At 73.1% G+C, this 20,210-nt stretch carries 18 protein-coding genes and 2 pseudogenes; 7 read left to right on the forward strand and 13 right to left on the reverse strand.

Annotated features, from left to right (window positions below):
* Window positions 1-16 precede the first annotated feature (16 nt).
* Entirely contained in the window at window positions 17-1,528 is a 1,512-nt protein-coding gene (locus AB0H83_RS19815; protein ID WP_360095565.1) for a dynamin family protein, read from the reverse strand.
* 241 nt (window positions 1,529-1,769) lie between these two features.
* Here AB0H83_RS19815 and AB0H83_RS19820 point away from each other — a divergent pair, with 241 nt between their 5' ends.
* Window positions 1,770-4,298, forward strand: coding sequence for a LuxR C-terminal-related transcriptional regulator (locus tag AB0H83_RS19820; RefSeq protein WP_360095567.1), 2,529 nt, complete (start codon window positions 1,770-1,772; stop codon window positions 4,296-4,298).
* A 130-nt stretch (window positions 4,299-4,428) separates the two neighbouring features.
* Entirely contained in the window at window positions 4,429-4,980 is a 552-nt protein-coding gene (locus AB0H83_RS19825; RefSeq protein ID WP_360095570.1) for a LuxR family transcriptional regulator, read from the forward strand.
* A 506-nt stretch (window positions 4,981-5,486) separates the two neighbouring features.
* On the opposite strand, the gene AB0H83_RS19830 is transcribed toward AB0H83_RS19825, so the two are convergent.
* The 5 genes from AB0H83_RS19830 to AB0H83_RS19850 all read right to left on the reverse strand — a co-directional run bounded on the left by AB0H83_RS19830 (window position 5,487) and on the right by AB0H83_RS19850 (window position 9,029).
* Window positions 5,487-6,242, reverse strand: a complete 756-nt coding sequence (locus AB0H83_RS19830) for a lysophospholipid acyltransferase family protein (RefSeq protein ID WP_360095624.1) — start codon at window positions 6,240-6,242, stop codon at window positions 5,487-5,489.
* Window positions 6,243-6,886: 644 nt separating this feature from the next.
* Window positions 6,887-7,738 (reverse strand): hypothetical protein, encoded by an 852-nt coding sequence (locus AB0H83_RS19835; protein WP_360095573.1) that lies wholly within the window; start codon window positions 7,736-7,738, stop codon window positions 6,887-6,889.
* Window positions 7,739-7,831: 93 nt separating this feature from the next.
* On the reverse strand, window positions 7,832-8,224 hold the full coding sequence (locus tag AB0H83_RS19840; RefSeq protein WP_033357454.1) for a hypothetical protein: 393 nt from the start codon (window positions 8,222-8,224) through the stop codon (window positions 7,832-7,834).
* Between the two features lie 5 nt (window positions 8,225-8,229).
* Entirely contained in the window at window positions 8,230-8,490 is a 261-nt protein-coding gene (locus AB0H83_RS19845) for a hypothetical protein (protein ID WP_360095576.1), read from the reverse strand.
* A 107-nt stretch (window positions 8,491-8,597) separates the two neighbouring features.
* Complete coding sequence (locus AB0H83_RS19850; RefSeq protein ID WP_360095579.1) at window positions 8,598-9,029, reverse strand: hypothetical protein; 432 nt, start codon at window positions 9,027-9,029, stop codon at window positions 8,598-8,600.
* A 116-nt stretch (window positions 9,030-9,145) separates the two neighbouring features.
* Between AB0H83_RS19850 and AB0H83_RS19855 the strand changes: the two genes are divergently transcribed.
* Window positions 9,146-9,961: a transglutaminase-like domain-containing protein gene (locus tag AB0H83_RS19855; protein WP_360095582.1), complete on the forward strand. Its 816-nt coding sequence runs from the start codon at window positions 9,146-9,148 to the stop codon at window positions 9,959-9,961.
* Window positions 9,962-10,262: 301 nt separating this feature from the next.
* Here AB0H83_RS19855 and AB0H83_RS19860 read toward each other — a convergent pair whose 3' ends face one another.
* Window positions 10,263-10,988: a TetR/AcrR family transcriptional regulator gene (locus AB0H83_RS19860; protein ID WP_360095585.1), complete on the reverse strand. Its 726-nt coding sequence runs from the start codon at window positions 10,986-10,988 to the stop codon at window positions 10,263-10,265.
* Window positions 10,989-11,074: 86 nt separating this feature from the next.
* Here AB0H83_RS19860 and AB0H83_RS19865 point away from each other — a divergent pair, with 86 nt between their 5' ends.
* The 4 genes and pseudogenes from AB0H83_RS19865 to AB0H83_RS19880 all read left to right on the forward strand — a co-directional run bounded on the left by AB0H83_RS19865 (window position 11,075) and on the right by AB0H83_RS19880 (window position 13,535).
* Window positions 11,075-12,019 carry an ATP-binding cassette domain-containing protein gene (locus AB0H83_RS19865; RefSeq protein WP_360095627.1) on the forward strand — a complete coding sequence of 315 codons (945 nt, stop codon included), beginning with the start codon at window positions 11,075-11,077 and terminating at the stop codon, window positions 12,017-12,019.
* Window positions 12,016-12,381: pseudogene (locus AB0H83_RS19870) on the forward strand (ABC transporter permease); the annotation flags it as partial. The gene AB0H83_RS19865 and the pseudogene AB0H83_RS19870, both read left to right, overlap by 4 nt.
* Window positions 12,382-12,481: 100 nt before the next feature.
* Window positions 12,482-12,835 carry an ABC transporter permease gene (locus AB0H83_RS19875; RefSeq protein WP_360095588.1) on the forward strand — a complete coding sequence of 118 codons (354 nt, stop codon included), beginning with the start codon at window positions 12,482-12,484 and terminating at the stop codon, window positions 12,833-12,835.
* 31 nt (window positions 12,836-12,866) lie between these two features.
* A complete protein-coding gene (locus AB0H83_RS19880) occupies window positions 12,867-13,535 on the forward strand; it encodes a class I SAM-dependent methyltransferase (RefSeq protein WP_360095591.1) in 669 nt (222 codons plus the stop codon).
* 172 nt (window positions 13,536-13,707) lie between these two features.
* On the opposite strand, the gene AB0H83_RS19885 is transcribed toward AB0H83_RS19880, so the two are convergent.
* The 6 genes and pseudogenes from AB0H83_RS19885 to AB0H83_RS19910 form a co-directional block, all read right to left on the reverse strand.
* On the reverse strand, window positions 13,708-15,996 hold the full coding sequence (locus tag AB0H83_RS19885; RefSeq protein WP_360095594.1) for an ATP-binding domain-containing protein: 2,289 nt from the start codon (window positions 15,994-15,996) through the stop codon (window positions 13,708-13,710).
* 127 nt (window positions 15,997-16,123) lie between these two features.
* A complete protein-coding gene (locus AB0H83_RS19890; protein ID WP_360095597.1) occupies window positions 16,124-16,822 on the reverse strand; it encodes an ABC transporter permease in 699 nt (232 codons plus the stop codon).
* An 85-nt stretch (window positions 16,823-16,907) separates the two neighbouring features.
* The gene (locus AB0H83_RS19895; protein WP_360095600.1) at window positions 16,908-17,789 is read right to left on the reverse strand and encodes an ATP-binding cassette domain-containing protein; all 882 of its coding nucleotides are present in this window, start codon (window positions 17,787-17,789) and stop codon (window positions 16,908-16,910) included.
* Window positions 17,790-17,831: 42 nt separating this feature from the next.
* Window positions 17,832-19,256: an MFS transporter gene (locus tag AB0H83_RS19900; RefSeq protein WP_360095603.1), complete on the reverse strand. Its 1,425-nt coding sequence runs from the start codon at window positions 19,254-19,256 to the stop codon at window positions 17,832-17,834.
* Window positions 19,257-19,315: 59 nt separating this feature from the next.
* Window positions 19,316-19,786 (reverse strand): MarR family winged helix-turn-helix transcriptional regulator, encoded by a 471-nt coding sequence (locus AB0H83_RS19905; protein WP_360095606.1) that lies wholly within the window; start codon window positions 19,784-19,786, stop codon window positions 19,316-19,318.
* A gap of 203 nt (window positions 19,787-19,989) precedes the next feature.
* Window positions 19,990-20,210 (reverse strand): annotated as a pseudogene (locus tag AB0H83_RS19910) (3-hydroxyacyl-CoA dehydrogenase); the annotation flags it as partial.

Below are 20,210 nucleotides of genomic sequence, written 5' to 3' on the forward strand. Positions count from 1 at the left end.
CTGGGGGTGGGTGCTTTCAGTTGACACGGGCTTGGCCACGGATACGTTGGGACAGCAGGTAGAAGCCGCGGTGCGCGACGAGCGCGACCCGCGACTGGGACGGGCTGGCACCGGCGACGGCGTAGGCCCGCCACCGGGTCGCGGCGTCCAACGCGGCCCGGACCATCTGGTCACGGTCGGATCCCGGCAGGTTGAGGATCCAGCCGGGGTCGTTGGACAGCGCGAGCCGGGTCAGTTCGCCCTCCATCTGGTCGGGCAGGTCCACGGCGCCGGTCGTGACCAGCTGCGCGACCTCCAGCAGCCGCAGCCGGTGCGACTCCGGCTGCTGCAGGACCCGTTCGATCGCGTCGCGCAGCAGCTCCCGGTCGTGGGGGCGTTCTGCGTGGCTGGCGATCTTCTCCAGGCTCGACAGCGCCCACCCGGCCTTGATCGCGTCGGTGCGCCACCGGAACGCGTGGTCGAGGGTCTGCCGCAGCCGCGGGAACCCGGAGGCTTGGAACAGCATCCGGACCAGCTCACCGGTGGCCAGGGTCGGCTTGTTGACCAGCTGGGCGATGGCGAAGCTGATGCCGTACAGGTCCAGCAGGCGCAGCAGCCGCTCCCGCGCTTCACGGGTGATGCCGCACTCACGGGTCGTGAACAGGTCCACGGAGGCGAGCAGGACGGTGCGTTCCCCCTGGGGGAGCGCGGCGAGCTGCCGCAGCGCCTCGCAGTCCGCGGCGGTGAGCCGGCCCGCCTCGGTGGTCTCGGCGAGCAGCCCGACGACGGGCACGACGTCGGACACGACGCGGCGCAGCACCTTCGACTGGTCACTGGCCAGGGGCGCGACGATCGGCCACGGGTCCTGGCCGCCGCCGGCGAGCTTGTCGACCTTGTTGAACAGGCCGAGGGAGTTGATCGGGTTGCTCGACAGCCGCGCCGAGATCGACCGGAACGCCTCCAGTGCCTGCACGTCGTCCTCACGCACCGACTGCGTGAACACGTAGATGATCGCCTCGGCGCCGGACAGGGCACCGGCGGAGTCGGAGTCCAGGTCGTCGTCGATCGGCGCCTCGGAGAACAGGAACCGGCGGGCCTGGTCCGACACCGACGTGTTCGCGCTGGACAGGCCGGGCGTGTCCACGACGGTGAGGTCCCGCAGGTGGTCGCTGGTGAGGGTCACGTCGACGTAGGCGACGTCGTGACGGGCGACGCCGAGCCGCTGCGGGATCATGCCCGCCTCGTCCAGGGGGAGGCTGACCCGGGCGCCGTTGCGTTTGACGACGTCGACCCGGTCGGACGTGCCGTACCGGAACTGGGTCACGATGCGGGTGCACTCGCCGACCTCGGTCGGGGCGACCCGCCGGCCGATGAGCGCGTTGACGAGGGTCGACTTGCCGGACTTGAGCCGGCCGGCGATCGCGACGCGCAGCGGCTCGCCGAGGCGCCGGCGCACGTCGACGACCTGTGCCTGGGCGCCGCCGCCGAGCCGGTTGCCGACCTCGGCGCACAGGTCGGCGACCCGGGTGCTGAGTGGTCCTGGAGCCACGTCGTCAGCCCTGCACCGTGCGTGCCGCTGATACGTGCCCGGGGAGACTGATCACCGACTGCGCGAGGCCGGTGTGTTCAGCCAGAATGCCGACGTACCCTCGGGGTTCCAAGGGGTGGTCCTCGCTCATTTGTCGCTCCCGGGTGGAATCAGACCGTCATGTCACGCACGTACGGCACACACATTACGAATATCCTGCGCGCGCAGGATCCCATGTTCGTGCCACGAATGGAGGCGAGAAGTGCCTGAGGCACCGACTGACGAGCCAGGCGCCGGGGCCGGGCCGGTCGGCGCGACGGCCGGCCGGGCAACGGTGGGCGCGGCCGCGTGGCCGCCCGCCGACCTGGTCGCCGCGGCGGTCGACGCCCTGCGTAACCCCGGTCTGGTGGTCATCGCGGGAGCGCCCGGCACGGGCCGCTCCACGGTGCTGAAACGGCTCGGTGAGACGTTCCGCGGCACCGTGTTCGCCGGTGGTGCCCTGGCGATGCTGCGTGGCGTGCCGGCGTTGCCGCTGTCCCGGGCGGTGCGGGTGCGACTGCCGTCACATGAGGCGCCGCTGCTCGCCGAGGCCGTCAGGTCCCGGGTCCGTCACGGTCTGCTGCTCCTGGATGACCTGCAGTGGGCGGATCCGCTCACGATCGCCGCGTTGCCCGCCATCGCGGAACACTGTCGGATTGCCGTCACGTTACGTACGCCGCACCGCCTGCCCGGCGACGCCGAACAGGTCCTGCGCGCCGCCGCCGCGGCGTGGCTGAACGTGCCCGCGATGCCGGCCGACGCCGCCGCCGCGCTCGTGCGGCAGATCGCGCCCGGCGCGTCCACGACCGTCGTGGCCGACCTGGTGCGCCGCGCCGGTGGTGTCCCGCTCGCCGTGACCGCCCTGGCCAAGCACGTCGCGCAGGGCGGCGCCCCGCAGGACTCCGACAAGGGCCTCGCCTACACCGTCGCCGGTGCCCTCGCCGACCTCAACCGGCCCGCCCGCACCGCCATGGCCGCGCTGGGCCTGCTCGGCCGGCCCGTCACCGCGACCGTCCTCGGTGAGGGCATCACCGAGCTCACCGCGACCGGCCTGGTCGAGGTCGACGAGGCCGGGATCGCCGCGCCGGTGTCGCCGTACACCGCGGAGGTCGCCGCCGGCCTGCTCGAACCCGCCGAACGGGTCGCGCTGCACCGGCGCCTCGCCGGGCTCGTCCCGCCCCGGGAAGCGGCCCGGCACCTCGCCGCCGCCGGCGCGTCCGGCGACGCATACCAGGTCGCCGTCCGCGCCGCCCGTACCGCCGCATCCACCGGCGAACGCGCCGAACTGCTGCTGCTCGCGTGCGACCTGCCCGGCGTCACCGCCGCCGCGGACGTGCGCCTCGACGCGGCCCGCACCGCCCTGGCCGCCGGCCGGCCCGGCTCCTGCCTGCGGGTGCTGGACGCCGACGCGGTCAACGACCCCGCGATCGGCGCCGTCGGCGCGGTCCTGCGCGGTGAGGCGCTGCTGCAGCAGGGCAACGCGGCAGCCGCCGCCACCGCCGTCGCCGGCGTACCCGATGACGCGCCCGCCGACGTCCTCGGCGCCCGCGACCGGGTCCGGCTGCTCGCGACCCTGTCCACCGACCCCGACGCGGCGCTCAGCCGCGCCGAGGAGCTCCTCGGCGTGCACGGCGACGCGCCCGCCCACCCGGGGCTGCGCGCCGCGATCGCCGCCGTGCGGGCCGGCACCCGCCGCCCCGGCTGGGAGTACGGGCTCGCGTCCGCCGCGTCGGCCGCCGGGCAGGCCGGTGACGTGCTCGCCGCCCGCTGGTCGGCGTGGCTGCTGGTGGAGACCCTCACCGCCGACGCGCGGCTGGCCGAGGCGTCCAAGGCCGCCGCCGCGGCCGCCGCCGCCTGCGCCGGAGACCTCGCCTACTCGTGGCAGACCCGGTTCATCGCCGCGCAACTGTGGTGCGACGCGCTGCGCGGCGAAGAGATCGACGAGGTGGTCCGCCGCGCCGGTGACCTCACCGACCGGACCCTGCCCGCGGTCGCCCGCGGCTACGCCGTCGCCGCCGCCAGCCTCGCCGAGGCCGACGGCGGGCTGCTCGCCCCGGCCCGCGCCCGCCTCGACGCGCTCACCGGCCGGCCGTCGTCGACCCAACCGGTCCTGGACTGGGTCACCCGGGAGGCCGCATGGCTGGACGGGCAGCCCGACCACGCCGCCGGCCGCGCCGGTGACCTGCCCGCCCCGCCACTGGTCGACGGGCTGCGCCGGATCACCGCCCGGTGGGCCGCCTACGACGCCGGGGACACCGCGCTCGCCGCCGGCGACGCCGGGGACCGGCCCCTGTCCGCGGTCGCCGCGACCCTCGACGCGTGGAAGGCCCCCGACCTGTTCGCCGCGGCCGCCGCCGCCTGGCGCGACCTCGCCCGCCGCGAGGAGGTCCGCTGCCTGCTCGCCCAGGGCATGCTGGAGGACGACGCCGAACTGGCCGTGCCGCCGCTGCTGGAGGCCGAACGCCTCGCCGAGGAGGCTGGGCTCGTCGTGCTCCTCGGCCGGGCCCGGCGGGCGCTGCGCCGGCACTCGATCCGCCGCGACACCCGCGGCCGGCGCGCCGGCGACGACCTCACCGACCGGGAACGTGACGTGCTGCGCCTCGTCGCCAACGGCGAACCCACCCGCCGCATCGCCGGGCAGCTCGGCATCTCCCGCGAAACCGTCGAAACCCACATCCGCTCCGGGATGCGCAAGCTCGGCGCCCGCACCCGCACCGAAGCCGCCGCGCTCGCAATCGAGGAACTTGGATGAGTAACGGTGTCCACTTGTGCGTGAGCACCCCAACACCGCATCGTTGGCGGATGACACCCGCTGAACCGCCCCGACCGACCGGCAGCACCACCGATCAGGTGACCGGTCAGGCAAACGGTCAGGGCCGCTGATGGCGGGCGACCCCGCACACGCACCCCGCTACGTGGTCGCGTCCGGCGGCGACGCGACCACCGTGCTGCGCAGACTCGCCCGGGCCGGCTGGACGACCCGTGAAGGGTTCGCCCTCACCGACCAGGCCTGGGACGTGTCCGAGGCACGCCTCGCCCTGTACGGGCGGGTCGCGGAGGCCGACACCGCCGAGCTCGCGCTGCTCGCCGCCGCCCGCGGCGCCGGGATCGTCGCCATCTGCGACGCCGGCGGCGACATCGGCCGGGCCCTGCTCGCCGACCTGGCCCGCATCGGCCCCGTCACCACCGACCCCGACGCGGACCTCGGCACCACCCCCGAACCCAGCGGCGGCGGCCCCCAGCTCGCCCCCGAGCAACGCGCCCTGCTGGAACGCCTCGCCGGCGGCGAGACCATCGCCGCCGCGGCCGCCGCGGAGTTCCTGTCGCTGCGCACCGCCAACCGGCGCATCGCCGAGGCCCGCGAGGCCCTCGGCGTGCGCACCACCCGCGAGGCGGTCCTGGCGTACCTGCGCATCCGCCGTGAAGGCGGCTGACCGCGTTTTCGCGGACGGTGCTCGGTGAACGGTTTCGGCGGGCAGACCGGTTGCGCCGCAGCCGGCCTGCCCGCTCAGGATGCCGTTGACGTACGTCGGGCGTGACCCGCCGCGGACGGTGCGCCCCGCCACCCCAGCCGACGCCGAACTGCGCCGACCTCGAGCGGCTCGGCCGGTTCGGCCGGCTTGAGGCGCAGACCGAGCCGGCGCAGCGACGTTGCGTTACTCCCGGTGGACGCCTACGTCGTCCCGAACGATGGCTCCACGGGTACAACCCGGTGGATCCCTGCTACCCGGTGGATCCCTGTCTCCCGGCGCACAGCGATCCACCGGGTAGTGCTGCCCGGGCCGCTGACACCCCTGGTGCCCCGGACACGCGAACCCCACCACGCGCTCCGGCCGGCGGGGGAGTGGCAGGGAAGCGCGGCGCCGGTACGCCCGTCACGGCCGCACGGTCGAGACCGAGGACCCGGGGGACGTGTTCATGCCGCGGCACCCCGGTGCGGTCACCGCTGCGGACGGTGCCGCCGCTGCGTCGACAACGGCCTGACCGGGTCCACGTACCGCGGCAGCCGCGGCTCATCCACCCGCAGCCGCGCCAGGTCCGCGGTGATCGCGTCGATGATCCGGTCCGTGGCCCGCTGCGCCGCCCCCGGCACCGCCGCGTCCAGGTCCGACAGGTCCACCGGCGCCCCGAAGTGCACCCGCACCACCGGCCGGCGCAGCAACGACCGCGCCAGCGTCCGCACCGTCGGCCCGAACCCGCCCCACGCCGCCACCTCGTGCGCCCCCCACTGCGCGACCGGCACCACCGGCACCCGCGCGCGCAACGCGATCCGCGCCATCCCCGTCTTGCCCCGCTCCGGCCACATCCCCGGATCCAGCGTGATGCGCCCCTCCGGGTACCCCAGCACGTGTGACCCCACCGCCAGCGCCTCAGCCACCACATCCACGGCGTCGCCGACGTCCGCCTGCCGCCGGTTGATCCGGATGTGCCCCGCGGCCCGCATCACCGACCCCACCACCGGCGCCCGGAACAACCCACCCGTCGCCATCAACCGCGGCGCCAGCCGCACCACCCGGCACGCCGCCGTGACCGCGACCGGGTCGAACGGCCCCACATGGTTCGCCGCGAAGATGACCGGCCCGTCCCGCAACACCGCCGGCACGTCCCCGGTGACCCGCAACCGCGCCACCGGCATGACCACGATCCTGGCCAGGAACAGCAACACCCGCCACGTCCGCGGCACCCGCCACCGCACCCCGCCGGCGCTGTCCGCCGCCGCTCGACCGACCGCCGGCGCCTGACTGGAACCGCCGCCGGCACCCTGCTCGACCTCGACGTCGCCGGCATGCTCCCGGGACAGCAGACGGGGATCGGCCGACCCGGTCGCGTCGGCAGTCCCCGTCACTTCGGCGACCCTGGTCGCCTCCGCAGCCTCCGCCCCCTCGGCAACCCCCGCCGCTTCGGCAATCCCGGCCGCCTCGGTCTCCGTGGCGTCCTCCGCGGCGTCGACGGATCCGGCGGGGGAGACGCCCACCCGAACGCCCGGCGCCCCACCGTCCACCACGGGGTCAGCCGCGCCCTGCTCCACGTCCGTCATGCCCCGCCACCGTTGAGTCCGAAATCGACCATGGAACGGTAACGCCGCCACGCGACAACGCAAATCCCTCTGCCGGACCGCCGACACCCACCGACGACCCGGCACCACACCCACTGACCGGGCGACCACCGGCGAAGGCCCCGCCGACCGCGCCTACCACCGAAGAAGCTCCGGCAGGCCCTTGACGCGGGCCCACCTCGGCGTCCTCCCGGGAGCATCCCCTGCGGCTCCTCGGCAGCAAACAGCGATCGAACCACCGTCACCTGCCGGCAGCGCTCAGCTACTCGGCAGCTACTCGGCAGCTACTCGGCCTCGCGCAGCTCCGCGAGGCGAGCCTCGATCTCGGCCAGCTCGGCCCGCAATCGCTCCGCCTGCGACTCCGCCTCCGCCCGGGCGGCCGACACGATCTCCTCGACCGCCTCGTGCACGCCCGGCACGTCGAGCATGCCGACCATCTTCAGCGCCTCGCTGGCCTTGATGACATACGGCTTCGCCAGGGCCTTCGCGCCCTGGTTGGCCGCGACCGTCCACTCACCGTCGGCATACGCGAGCGTCACCGTCAGCCCTGCCGGCGCCTTCGGCTTCGCCGCGGCCTTCTTCGCCGGGGTCGCCCTCGGTGCGGGCACTCCCGCAGACTCCTTCACCGGCTCCTTCTCCTTGCCGTCCTGAGCACTGTCCCTGCCGGTGTTCTTACCGTCCTGACCGGCCTTACCGGCCGCCGCGCCGGTGTCCTTGCCGCCCTGCACCGCGTCCGCCGCCGCCGCGGCGGGGACCGGCTGGTCGGCCGGGACGGCCTCTGCGGCGGCACCGACCGGCGTGGACGCGGCGGGCTGCTCGACGGTGGACGGCGCGGCCACGGGGGTCTCCTCACGAGGGGCTGGAACAGTCGGGGTGCGACGCGCCGGCGCCGCCTTCGGGGCGATCTTCAGGTCGGCGGGGGAGAAGGGCAGCTCGTCCCGGCCGAACCGGACGACGACCCACTCCTCGGACAGCTCAGGGTCAATGAGCTGCACGACCTGGCCGAGCTGCCCGGCGATCTGGCCGGCAGCCTCCGTGAACACGACCTTCGGCTTCCGGCCGGCCGCGAGGGTGTCCCGGATCTGCTCCAGCTCCACCGTCGACAAGCCCCCGGCCGCGGTTCGCGCGGCTGCCATCGCACCCTCCTCAATCGAACATGTGTCGGAATCGTTCTACCAGTCGGGTATGACATTTTCGAACGCGACACACCGTACGACATGATCGAGTGCTCAGGGCAGCTCGTCGATCTCCGCGTGCGGGTCGAGGGTCCGCAGCACCTCAGGGCGGTCCGTGACAATGGCCCAGCCAGGTCGAGCCTGCGCCCGGCGTACCACATGAGCTGCGGCGATCAAGGCGGGACCGCCGTCACCGCCGAACAGCGCGCCGCTGTCCACGGCGTCCGCGGCGGTCAGGTCGTCCACGACCACCACCGGCAGGCTGAGCAGCACCTTGATCACGTCATAGTCCTTGGGGGAGGTCTGCGCCCACGCCTCGGCCAGCGCCGCCGCCGGCACCGCGAGCACCACACCCTGGTCCACCGCGTGCCACACGATCGCCGAACTGTACGGCGTCCCGGCCACGAACCCCAGGATCGCCGAACTGTCCAGGATGCGCCCGCCCACCGCGGTCACGACACCGGCCCGGCGGGTGCCACCCCCAGCACCTCACGCGCCCACGCGTGGTGCTCCGCATTCATGCGCACGCCACGCCGCGCGTACAGCTCGTTCAACGCCAGCAGCGCCCGATCCCTGGCCAGCCGCCCCCGCACCGCCTCGGCGACATACGCCGACACCGACTCCGCGCCACCCGCGTCCACGAACCGCCGCACCGCAGCGGCCTCCTCGGCGGGCATCGTCACCGTGACCCGCTCCTTGCGCACCTCACGCATACGCACAGGGTAACGGCCGCATACGCCAATCACCTAGCGTCGCGTCACCCGGGCGGGGGATATTCGTGCCCACCTGCGAAGATCTGGCATACCCGTCCGGAATCTCGTCACTGTTCGTGATGGCGCGAAAGCAGAAACGCTCGCTTGCGCCGGCCCTGATCCTGGCGCCGGCCCTGCCGGACCGCCAGCAGGTCCGCCCGCAGCTCGTCGGACAGGGGATAGCCGCGCTCCAGCCAGTCGAGGGCGGACAAACCCTCCCACGAGCCGAACGCCTCGCTGATCGCATGCCGGACGACGCCGTCCAGCGGCGGCGCTCCGTCGGGCCACTGCCGTAGCACCTCCTGCCAGGGCCGGCTCAGGACGTGCATCAGCGCGTCCATCCGGCCCTCGGCAGGCTCGGCCCGGCGGTGCGGCACGCCGACGACCCAGGCGCCGTCCGCGGCGATGCGGCCGAGCCAGTTCCAGCGGTCGCCGAGGTACAGCAGCGGCGTCGGCGAGTCGTGGCAGTTCGGCGAGGTACGCGCGGGCGTCGAGATCATCGACGTATCGCACGGACGGCAGCCTACAACCCGCCGCCCCGTGGATGTTCGATAATGCACATTATGTCAACTAGAACGGCGGGAAAGTGTCGTACCCGGGCGGTACGTTCCTGGGCATGACGGGGACCGACTACACCGCACCGGGACCACTCACCGACCTGACCACCGTGCCGCCCGCCGCCCTCGCCGGGCTGCCGACCGACGCCGACGGCATCAGCCGGCTCGCGAGCACGCTCGTCGTGCACCCGTTCGACACGCCCGGGCTCGAGCTGCCCGAGGCGCGGTTCGCCGACAACCAGCTGCGGCACGCCGCGCAGATCGTCGCCGCGGTGCTGCGGCTGGACGGCGCGCCGCTGCACGTGCCCCGCCCGGCCGTGCGGCGGGTCGTCGGCACCTGCCGGCACTTCACGGTGCTGACCGTCGCGCTGCTGCGCCTGCACGGCATCCCGGCCAGGGCCAGGTGCGGGTTCGGCACGTATTTCGAACCGGGCCACGGCATCGACCACTGGGTGGTGGAGCACCTCCGCGACGGCCGCTGGGTGCGCACCGACGCACAGTACATCGGCGGCACGATCGTGCCGCACCCCGAGGACCTCGCCGGCGGGCTGTTCCTGACCGGTGGTGAGGCGTGGACGGCGTGGCGGGAGGGCCGCGTCGACGCCACCCGGTTCGGGGTGGCCGGCACCGGCAACTTCGGCCCGGCGGAGATCCAGGGCAACGCGGTGCGTGACCTGGCGGCGCTCAACAAGGTGGAGATGCTGCCGTGGGACGAGTGGGGGCGGATGGACGCGGCGTACAAGGGTGAGACCGGCCCCGACTACGACGAGCTGATGGACCGGGTGGCGGCGGTGACCGCCCGGGACGATCCCGCGGAGGTGTCGCAGCTGTACGCCGGGCCTGACTTACGGGTGCCGGAGGCGCTGCTGCGCTGACCTCGCCGCTGAGCGCTCCGGCGTCGCGCGTTCCTGGGACGTGCGCTGCTCCCCCGCTCCCCCGGCGCAGCCCGCAGCTGGTCAAGGAGGTGCGTTGCGTCTTTCTCAGCCCGAGGCGGCCCCTTTCCCTGCGGGGCTTGGATGGGGCGCGCGGGCGATCAGAGGAGAGCGCAGGGCTCCTGTCGGCCAGTGCGCGAGCCGGAAGTCGATGCGCGAGGGGCGGTGGCGGTCATCGGCTCGCCGCGCCACCTGCCAGGTCAAGGACAGTGCTCTCGCCAACGCCGCCGTGACGAGGCGAGCCTTACTCGGCCGTTGACGGGAGGGCTGAGGCGATGCAGTCCAGGACGCGCTGGAGCCCGTACTGGAACTGGTCGTCGCGGCTCAGGTGCGGGTGGCTCGCCTCCATCACGATCTTGGTGAAGATCGGGTACTCCCCGCTCTTCACCAGCCGGTCGACGTATGGGTGGCTCCGCGCCATCCACTCCGACTCGCTGAGCCCGCTGCGGCGGAATTCCTTGGCCGAGCTGATCTCCTCGCGGACGGTGCCCTCGATGTAGCTGTTCAGCATGGCTATGAGGCCGAGGTTCTCGTCGATGGAGACGACGGTGTCGAGCACTCCCATCAGCCCTTCGATCAAGGACAGTTGGTTGGGGCCGAAGCTGGGCAGTGACCGCTGCACGGTGGCGATCCACGGGTGCCTCAGCCATATGGCCCGTAGCCCGCCGGCGTAGCGGGTCAGGTCGGCGCGCCAGTCACCCGAGGGCATGCCCGTGACGTCGATCTCGCCCATCACCCGGTCGGTCATGAGCTCGACCAGGTTGTCGCGGCTCGGGACGTACCGGTAGAGGGACATCGCGCCGGCGCCGATCTCGGCGGCGATCCGCCGCATGGTGGCGGCCTCCAGCCCTTCGGCGTCGGCGATCCGGATCGCTGCCTCGGTGATCTGCGCGCGGCTGTAGGCCGGCTTCGGCCCGTAGGCCGGGCGCTCGGGTCGCATCCAGATGTTCACGTACTCGGCGTCGGTCACCGTTCCACCCTCCTGGTTGCGTACATAGTACCCAGTCTCTTACGCTGACCGCCGTGACCGCGTACAACGTACCCAGTGGAGGGGTCATGGCGGACCTGATCGTGGTGGCCGAAGGGCTGCACAAGTCCTTCGGCGACACCCGTGCGCTCCGAGGCCTGGACCTGAGCGTCCCGAGAGGGACGGTGTGCGGCGTGCTCGGGCCGAACGGCGCCGGGAAGACGACCGCGGTGCGCATCCTGGCGACCCTGTCCGACCCCGATGCCGGGCACGCCCGCATCGCCGGATACGACGTCGTCCGCGAGGCCGGCAAAGTGCGCGAGCGGATCGGGCTCGCGGGCCAGTACGCCGCCGTGGACGAGAAGCTCACCGGCCGTGGCAACCTGCGCATGTTCGGCCGCCTGTACCACCTGCCCCGCCGCCAGGCGGGCCGGCGGGCCGACGAGCTGCTCGACCGTTTCGGCCTGATGGACGCCGCCGACCGCCCGGTCGCCGGCTACTCCGGCGGCATGCGGCGCCGCCTCGACCTGATCACCAGCCTCATCCTGCGCCCCGAGGTGCTCTTCCTGGACGAGCCCACCACCGGCCTGGACCCGCGCAGCCGCGGCGAGATCTGGGACAGCATCCGCGAGCTGGTGGCCGACGGCACCACGGTGCTGCTCACCACGCAGTATCTGGACGAAGCCGACCGCCTGGCCGACGACATCGCCGTCATCGACCACGGGCAGGTGATCGCCGCCGGCACGCCCGACGAGCTGAAGGCCACGATCGGGGATCGCCTCGACGTCACCATCGAAGACCCCGCCGCGATGCCTGCGGCGATGGCCGTGCTGAACACCCTCGCCGGCAACGATCCCACACCGACGGGCGCCGCCGGACTCCGCGTCGTCCTACCTGCCGGCGGCCTCCGGCTCGCCGACATCGTGCGCGAGCTTGACCACGCCGGGGTCGCCGCGGCCGACGTTCGGCTGCGCCGCCCCACCCTCGACGAGGTGTTCCTGCGCCTCACCGACCGCAAGGAGCCCGTCCGATGACCACCCACACCTCACCGCTGAGCCGCCTGCGCTGGACGTTCACCGACGGGTTGACCCTGATTGGCCGCGAGCTGGGACGGCTGCGGCAAGAACCTGGACAGATCGTCGCCGCGCTGATCTTCCCGGTCATCATGGTCGTGCTGTTCGGGTACGTCTTCGGCAGCGCGATCCAGGTGCCGGACGGCGGCGACTACCGCGAGTACCTCATGCCCGGCCTGTTCGCGATGGTGACGTTCTCCGCGTGGTTGGGGGTGATGACGCGGACGGCCGGCGACGCCTCCCGCGGCGTGATGGACCGGTTCCGCTCCATGCCGATGGCGCGCCTGGCGGTGCCGTTCGGGCAGACCGGCGCCGACCTGCTGACCGGCCTGCTGATGCTGGCCATCATGGTGGGCACGGGCCTGCTGGTGGGCTGGCAGCCCGCACCGCGGCCTGATCCCCACCGCCCAGGCGTTCCTGCTGATGGTCGTGCTGCGGTACGCGCTGAGCTGGGTGGGCGTCCATGTGGGCCTGGCGGTGAAGAACGACCAGGTCGCCGACGCGATGGTGCCGCTGGGCCTGCCGTTCACGATGCTGTCGAACGCGTTCGTCCCGACCGACGGCATGCCGGGCTGGCTGCGCTTCCTGGCCGACTGGAACCCTGTGAGCGCGCTCACCGCCGCCGCACGGGAGCTGTTCGGCAACCCGGGCGCCCCGTCCGGCGACGTGGCCTGGCCACTCGCGCACCCGGTGACCGCCGTCCTGCTCTGGTCGGCCGCGCTCCTGGTGATCTTCGTGCCGCTGTCGTTCCGCGCCTACATACGCAGAGGACGCTGAACGCTCCAGGCATCTGCATAGACTGCCGGGCATGTCGGACGGGTTGGAAGCGCTGCTGGACGGGCAGTTGGCGTACTACAGGGCGCGGGCACCGGAGTACGACGAGGTGTACGCCGAGCGGGGGTTCCGGACCCTGACCGGGCTGGTCGAGCAGCTGCCGGTGAGCGGGGACGTGCTGGAGCTGGCGTGCGGGACCGGTCAGTGGACGGTGCGGCTGGCGCAGCGGGCGACGCACCTGACCGCTGTCGACGGGGCGCCGGAGATGCTGGACATCGCCCGGCGGCGGGTCGAGGCGGCGGGGGTGACCGCGACGTTCGAGCAGGTGGACCTGTTCGCGTGGCAGCCGCGGCGGCGGTACGACACGGTGTTCTTCGCGTTCTGGCTGTCGCATGTGCCGCCGCAGCGGTTCGCGGCGTTCTGGGCGATGGTGGCGCAGGCGGTCCGGCCGGGTGGGCGGGTGGTGTTCGTGGACACCGACGCAGCCGAGCGGGACACGGAGCGGGTGGTGCCCGGGGACCGGGCGACGGTGCTGCGCACGTTGAAGGACGGCAGCGAGCACGAGATCGTCAAACTGTTCCACGACGCGGATGGGCTCGCGGCTGAGCTGGGGAAACTGGGGTGGACCGCGCAGGTGGACCCCGCCGCCGGAGGGTTCATCCGAGGGGTTGCTACGCTCACGGACAGGTCGGCACGGGGCTAGCTTCCCCGGGTCGGCGCCGGTTCGGTGAGCGTGCTGGAGTCCGACCCATCACGCTCCCACCGAGAAACCCACGGATTCACACGGCGCGCGGTACAAAACCTGGCGCCCGGGCAGGGAGCCAGGTCTCCCGGACACCGAAAGCATCCGGGAGACCCGAGCGGGCCCGTCACCGTCACATGCCGACGACCGCCAGCAGCGTCTCCGGCAGCGTGCCCGGGTGCAGCACACCGAGCCGCTGGGTGGCTCTGGTCAGGGCGACGTACAGGTCGTTCGCGCCGCGGGGTGACTCCTCCACGATGCGGTCGGGGTCCACGACGATGACGCCGTCGAATTCGAGGCCCTTGGCCTGTTTGACGGTGAGGACGACGACCTTCGCGGACAGTTCCGGTTCGTCGCCGACGGCGGCGTCCGGGAGGACCTTGAGCACCGCCGGTACCAGATCCGCGAAGGACCCGGCGGGGAGGATGACGCCGAGCCGGCCGTCGCCTGCCTCGGCGGCCTCGGCGAGGGCGGCCTCGGCCAGGGCGTCGGGCAGGCGGGCCGGGATGACGCCGCGGATCCAGGGGTCGACGCCGGTGGCGCGGACGGAGCGGGGCGGCTCCAGGTCGGGATCGATGCCGGCGAGGACGCCGGCGGCGACGGCCATGATCTCGGTCGGGGTGCGGTAGTTGACGGTGAGCTCGCGCAGCCGCCAGCGGCCGGGGACGTACGGGTCGAGGGCGGACGCCCAGGAGGCGGCGCCGCCGAGGTCGCCGGTCTGGGCGACGTCACCGACGACGGTCATGGAGCGGGACGGGCAGCGGCGCATGAGCAGCCGCCACGCCATGGGTGACAGCTCCTGTGCCTCGTCGACGATGACGTGGCCGAACGCCCACTTGCGGTCGGCGGCGGCGCGTTCGGCCGGGGTGAGGGCGGAGCTCTCGTCGTGGCGTTCGGCGAGCCGGTCGGCCTCGAGCAGGTCGGTGACGGACAGCAGCTCGGGGTCGTCCTCGTCCTCGACGTCGATGGAGCGGGAGCCGAACGCGATCTCCAGGGCGCCTTCGGCGTAGGCGATCTGCCGTTTGCGTTGCCGTTCGGCGATGATCTCGCGGATGGTGTCGTCCTCGCCGAGCAGTTCGGCGGCCTCGTCGAGCAGCGGCACGTCGGCGGGGGTCCAGCCGGACCGGGCGGAGCGCTGCAACGCCAGGGGTGCGCCGGCGGCGGTCAGTCGTGCCGGGGACGCGTACAGGCCGGCGACGAGCTGCTGCGGGGTGAGGATGGGCCACAGCCAGTCCAGGGCGCCGAGGACCTCGGCCTCGCCGCGCAGCTCGCGGCGGATCTCGGCGAGGTCGGCCTCTTCGAGGATCTGCGGGTCGCCGGGGGCGTCGTCGCCGCCGAGGGGGTCGTCGGCGTACGGGTCGATGCCGATGGTGTCGGCGACCAGCAGCGACAGCGCGTGGATGATCTCGGTGTCGAAGACGGGGCGGGCGAGGTTGTGCAGCTTGCCGGAGCGGCGGGCGCGGTCGCGGGCGTCGGCGATGACCTCCGGGTCGAGCATGACGGCGGCGCCGTCGAGGATGTCGAGGTGGATGGCGACGGGTTCGTCGGGGACGCGCTGGCGGTCCTGGACGGCGGCGGCGAGGACGTCGACCATGGCGGCGCGGCCTTTGATCTCGGCGATCTCGGCGGGTTCGTCGGTGTGGGCGACGACGCCGGGGAACAGGTCGCCCATGGTGCCGAGCAGGACGCCGGTCTCGGCGAGGGACGGCAGGACCTGGCTGATGTAGCGCAGGAACGTCGGGTTGGGCCCGACGATGAGCACGACCCGGGAGGACAGCATCTGCCGGTGGGTGTACAGCAGGTACGCGGCACGGTGCAGGGCGACGGCGGTCTTGCCGGTGCCGGGGCCACCCTGCACGACGAGGACGCCGTTGAGGTCGGCGCGGATGACGTGGTCCTGTTCGGCCTGGATCGTCTCGACGATGTCCTTCATCCGGCCGGTGCGGGACGCGTTCAGCGCGGACAGCAGGGCGGCCTCGCCGGCGACGCCGTCGTGGGCGCCACGGCCGGTGTGGTGGGCCTCGTCGAGGTCGAGGACCTCGTCGTCGATGCCGGTGACGGTGCGCCGGTCGGTGCGGATGTGGCGGCGCCGCCGGACCCCTTCGGGTGCGGCGGCGGTGGCCAGGTAGAACGGGCGTGAGGCCGGTGCCCGCCAGTCGATGAGCAGCGGCTCGTAGTCGTTGTCCTCGTCGAAGATGCCGATCCGGCCGATGTAGCGGACCTCGTGATCGTGGTGGAAGTCGAGCCGGCCGAAGCACAGCCCGTTCTCCACGGCGCTGTACTGGCCGACCCGGTCGGTGTAGAGGGTGGTCTCGGAGTCGCGGTGGGAACGGTCGGCGGGGGTGCCCCCGGTGAAGCGCTGCGCCCGTTGCAGTTGGGCGGAGGCGTCCTCCCGCAGTCTGTCGAGGTGCCCGTACAGCATCGTGAGATGCGCTTGCTCAGTTGCGAGCTCGGATGCGTTTGACAACCCGTCTCCAGTCGGCTAACATTTCCATCAGTCAGGCGCCCGAGGGCGCCTTTTTTGATGCCCGAACGCTCTACTCTACCGTCTACCGGGACAGCCGTCGGTACTGCCTGACGGACAACGGCACGAACACGGCCGTGAGGACCGCCGGCCACAGCAGGGCTGGCCAGGTCGCGCCGCCGCCGGGGTTGCCGAAGAGGGCGCGGGTCGCGTCCGCGGTCGCGGACAGCGGGTTCCAGTGTGCCAGCGCGCCGAGCCAGGCGGGCATGTCGTGCGGTGCGGCGAGGGCGCTGGACAGGAACGCGACGGGCCAGACGAGGATCTGCACGGCGACGAGCAGTTGCGGGTCGCCGCTGAGCAGTCCGAGGTAGATGCCGACCCACAGTACGGCGAAGCGCAGCCACAGCAGCAGCCCGACGGCGGTCAGCGCGGCGGCGGGGCCGTCGTGGAAGCGCCAGCCGACGGCGAGCCCGCAGCCGAGCATGACGAGCAGGCCGAGCGCGGAGGTGAGCAGGTCGGCGACGGCGCGGCCGGTGTCGGCGGCGATCGCGGCGAACGTCGACTCGACACCGAACAGCATCGTCATGGCGTACATGCCGGGCAGCAGGTACTCGCGGTAGTCGCCGCCGCCGGCGAGTCGCATCCCGCCGCCGAGGACGTAGGCGAACATGAGCACCAGCAGGACCGGGAACAGCAGGGTGAGGGCGAGCTGGCCGGGGGCGCGGCGCAGGTGTGCCAGCTCGCGGCGGGTCATGACCCACCCGTCGTGCAGCGCCCACCTCATGCCGCCACCTCCGCTGCGCTCCGGCACCGGCCTGAGCTCCACCCTGAGCCCATGATTCGCAGCCCTCCGCTGCGCTCCGGACCGCTCATTGGTGCACCAGGTGCAGGAACGCCTCGTCGAGAGTGGGGCGGCGCACGGTGATGTCGGCGATGCCGGGCAGGCCGGCGGCGAGGGTGAGGGCGGCGACCCGGTCGTGGACGGTGACGCTGAGACGCTGCCCGTCGACGCTGACGGGGCCGAGGGCGGCGAGGCGTTCCGCGGCGGCGGTGGGGTCGCCGGTGGTGTGCACGTCGAGCCGGTCGGGGCCTTTGAGCTGCGCCGGGGTGCCTTCGGCGATGACCCGGCCGTGGTGCAGGACGCTGATATGGTCGGCGAGCTGGTCGGCTTCGTCGAGGTACTGGGTGGTGAGCAGCACCGTGGTGCCGGCGGCGGCGAGCCGGCGCACGGCGGTCCACACCTCGGCGCGGCCGTGGGGGTCGAGGCCGGTGGTCGGTTCGTCGAGGAACAGCACCCGCGGGGTGAGGATCATCCCGGCGGCGAGGTCGAGGCGGCGGCGCATCCCGCTGGAGAACCGGCCGGCGGGCTTCTCCCCCACGCCGGCGAGGCCGAACTGTTCGAGCAGCGCGTCGGCGCGGTGCCCGGCGGCGCGGTGGCCGAGGTGGCTGAGCCGGCCGAACATGACGAGGTTCTGCCGGGCGCTGAGCAGTTCGTCGACGGCGGCGTGCTGCCCGACGAGGCCGATCGCGGCGCGAACCCGCTCGGGGTGGCGGTGGACGTCGTGGCCGGCGACCGTGGCGGTGCCGGCGTCGAGGTGGACGAGGGTGGCGAGGATGCGCACGAGGGTGGTCTTGCCGGCGCCGTTGGGGCCGAGCAGCCCGTGCACGGTGCCGGCGGCGACGGTGAGGTCGAGGCCGTCGAGCGCGGCGCTGCGACCGTACCGCTTACGGAGGTTCCGAGCGTCAATCACGCTATACAGCGTATAGAGTTGTGGTCCGAACCGCCATTCGGATCACGCACGCGCCGCCGGCTCCGGCTCCGCGACCTGGCTGCCGTCGGTACGCGCAGGGCGGACCGGGGCGCGCAGTACCAGCGCCGCCACCAGAATCGACGCCGCCAGTAGCGCCGCGCTCACCGTGAACGCCAGCCGGTACCCGTCCGTCAGCGCCACCGCCTCCGTCGCGCCGTCCGCGAGCCGTCCCGCCGTGCGGGAAGCCGCGACCGTGGACAGGGCCGCCACGCCGAGGGCCATACCGAGCTGCTGGGTGGTGTTGAACAGCCCCGAGGCGAGCCCCGCGTCGTCGGCGCGGGCGCCGGACATGCCCAGGCCGGTGATCGCGGGCAGGGCGAGCCCGCCACCGGCGATGAGCAGCATGACCGGCAGCAGGTCCGGGGCGAAACGGGCGTCGGCGGGCAGCCGGGTGAGCCAGGCCATGGCGAGCACCAGCAGCGCCAGGCCGATGATCAGGGTGGCCCGCTCGCCGGCGCGGGCGATCACCCGGGCCGAGACGAGCAGCGACACCACGGCGATCGCCAGGGCGGCGGGCAGCATGGCCAGGCCGGTCTGCAGGGCGGTGTAGTGCAGGACGCGCTGCATGTACAGGGCGACCAGGATCTGGAAGGAGAACATCGCGCCGATCATCAGGATCTGCAGCACGTTGGCGCCGGCGACCTGGCGGGAGCGCAGCACCCGCAGCGGCATCAGCGGGGTGCGGGCGGTGGCCTGCCGGGCGACGAACCCGGCCAGCAGCAGCACCGCGGCGACCGAGAACAGCACCCGGCCGGCGGGCTGGACGACGGCGGCGATGCCGGTCATCAGGCCGGTGGTGACGAGGACCGCGCCGAGGACGTCGGCGCCGGCGCGCAGGCCGAGGCCGCGGTCGGCGGGCACGAACGGCACGGTCAGGGCGAGCGCGGCGACCCCGATCGGTACGTTGATCAGGAAGATCCAGTGCCAGCTGAGCAGGTCGGTGAGCACCCCGCCGAGGACCTGGCCGATGGAGGCGCCGGCGGCGCCGGTGAAGGCGAACACCCCGAACGCCTTCGCTCGCTCGGCCGGGGCGGGGAACAGGGTGACGATGATGCCGAGGCTGACCGCGCTGGACATGGCGCTGCCGGCGCCTTGCAGGAAGCGGGCCGCGATGAGCATCGCCGGGCCGGTCGCGAGGCCGGCGAGAGCGGAGGCGAGCACGAACACGGCGGTGCCGGCCAGCAGTATCCGGCGGCGGCCGAGCAGGTCGCCGATGCGCCCGGCGAGCAGCAGCAGACTACCGAACGCGATGAGGTACGCGTTGACGACCCAGGTCAGGCCGGCCGGGCTGAGGCCGAGGTCGGCCTGCATGACGGGCATGGCGACGGTCACGATGCTGCCGTCCAGGACGGTCATGAGCATGCCGGCGGCAAGGACGGCGAGGGCCGCCCCACGGTTGGTTCCCATAGCACGACCGTAACAGATCGTCTGCTACGGAACCATCTCCAACGGACGTACGTGATGCGTCACTGGCGGGCGCGCCGCACCCCCGGCGCCTCCGCGGGTGTCGCCAGGTGCCCGGCCGCGAGCCGGTTCAGCGCCCGGACCAGCACCGCACGCTCGTCCTCCGGCAACGACGCCAGGGCCGCGGCGTGCACGCCGTCGGCGATGTGCTGGCTGCGCTCGGCAACCTGCGCGCCCTCCGGCGTCACCGCGATGATCCGGGCCCGCCGGTCGGTGCTGGACGGGCGGCGCTGCGCGTACCCGGCCTTCTCCAGTGCGTCGACGGTCACCACCATCGTCGTCTTGTCCATGCCGCCGATCTCGGCCAGCTGGATCTGCGTGCGCTCCGCGCCGAGCGCGTGCACGAGCACGCAGTGCATCCGCGGGGTCAGGCCGATCTCGGCCAGCGCCGCGGCCATCCGCGTGCGCAGGACATGGCTGGTGTGGTCGAGCAGGAACGAAAGGTCGGGCTCGACCCGCGTCGGTGCGGTCATGCCTTCGAGCGTAGCAATGCACCTGCCAGCGGATGATCTGCCAACAAACCGTCTGTGGCCCTCCGGAAGCCTACGGTCAGGCCAGTGCGTGCCTGGCCCGGTACGCCCACCGGCCGCGCCGGCCGAGCAGCGTCAGGACCGTGCAAACGTAGAGCTGTCCCGCGACTACGCTGAACCAGGAGAACTGCTCCTGACGCCCGGGCTCAGACGAACTGCTCGCCCCGCTCCGCCTTGCGCAGCAGCAGTGCCGGCGGCTCGAACCGGGACCCGTAGCGGGCGGCGAGCTCGCGGCTGCGGGCGATGAAGCCCGGCAGGCCGCCGTCGTACTGGTTGATGTACTGCAGCACGCCGCCGGTCCAGCCGGGGAAGCCGATGCCGAGGATGGAGCCGATGTTGGCGTCCGCGACGCTGGTCAGCACGCCCT

It is taken from the genome of Dactylosporangium sp. NPDC050688 (assembly GCF_040654515.1).
In the GTDB taxonomy this organism is placed as follows: domain Bacteria; phylum Actinomycetota; class Actinomycetes; order Mycobacteriales; family Micromonosporaceae; genus Dactylosporangium.

Excerpts from the sequence above, each read along its gene's own strand:
- AB0H83_RS19825 (WP_360095570.1), top strand. The coding sequence starts at position 4,429 with ATGGCGGGCGACCCCGCACACGCACCCCGCTACGTGGTCGCGTCCGGC.
- AB0H83_RS19835 (WP_360095573.1), bottom strand. The coding sequence starts at position 7,738 with ATGGCAGCCGCGCGAACCGCGGCCGGGGGCTTGTCGACGGTGGAGCTG.
- AB0H83_RS19845 (WP_360095576.1), bottom strand. The coding sequence starts at position 8,490 with ATGCGTGAGGTGCGCAAGGAGCGGGTCACGGTGACGATGCCCGCCGAG.
- AB0H83_RS19850 (WP_360095579.1), bottom strand. The coding sequence starts at position 9,029 with ATGATCTCGACGCCCGCGCGTACCTCGCCGAACTGCCACGACTCGCCG.
- AB0H83_RS19855 (WP_360095582.1), top strand. The coding sequence starts at position 9,146 with ATGACGGGGACCGACTACACCGCACCGGGACCACTCACCGACCTGACC.
- AB0H83_RS19865 (WP_360095627.1), top strand. The coding sequence starts at position 11,075 with ATGGCGGACCTGATCGTGGTGGCCGAAGGGCTGCACAAGTCCTTCGGC.
- AB0H83_RS19875 (WP_360095588.1), top strand. The coding sequence starts at position 12,482 with ATGGTCGTGCTGCGGTACGCGCTGAGCTGGGTGGGCGTCCATGTGGGC.
- AB0H83_RS19880 (WP_360095591.1), top strand. The coding sequence starts at position 12,867 with ATGTCGGACGGGTTGGAAGCGCTGCTGGACGGGCAGTTGGCGTACTAC.
- AB0H83_RS19885 (WP_360095594.1), bottom strand. The coding sequence starts at position 15,996 with ATGCTGTACGGGCACCTCGACAGACTGCGGGAGGACGCCTCCGCCCAA.
- AB0H83_RS19890 (WP_360095597.1), bottom strand. The coding sequence starts at position 16,822 with ATGAGGTGGGCGCTGCACGACGGGTGGGTCATGACCCGCCGCGAGCTG.
- AB0H83_RS19900 (WP_360095603.1), bottom strand. The coding sequence starts at position 19,256 with ATGGGAACCAACCGTGGGGCGGCCCTCGCCGTCCTTGCCGCCGGCATG.
- AB0H83_RS19905 (WP_360095606.1), bottom strand. The coding sequence starts at position 19,786 with ATGACCGCACCGACGCGGGTCGAGCCCGACCTTTCGTTCCTGCTCGAC.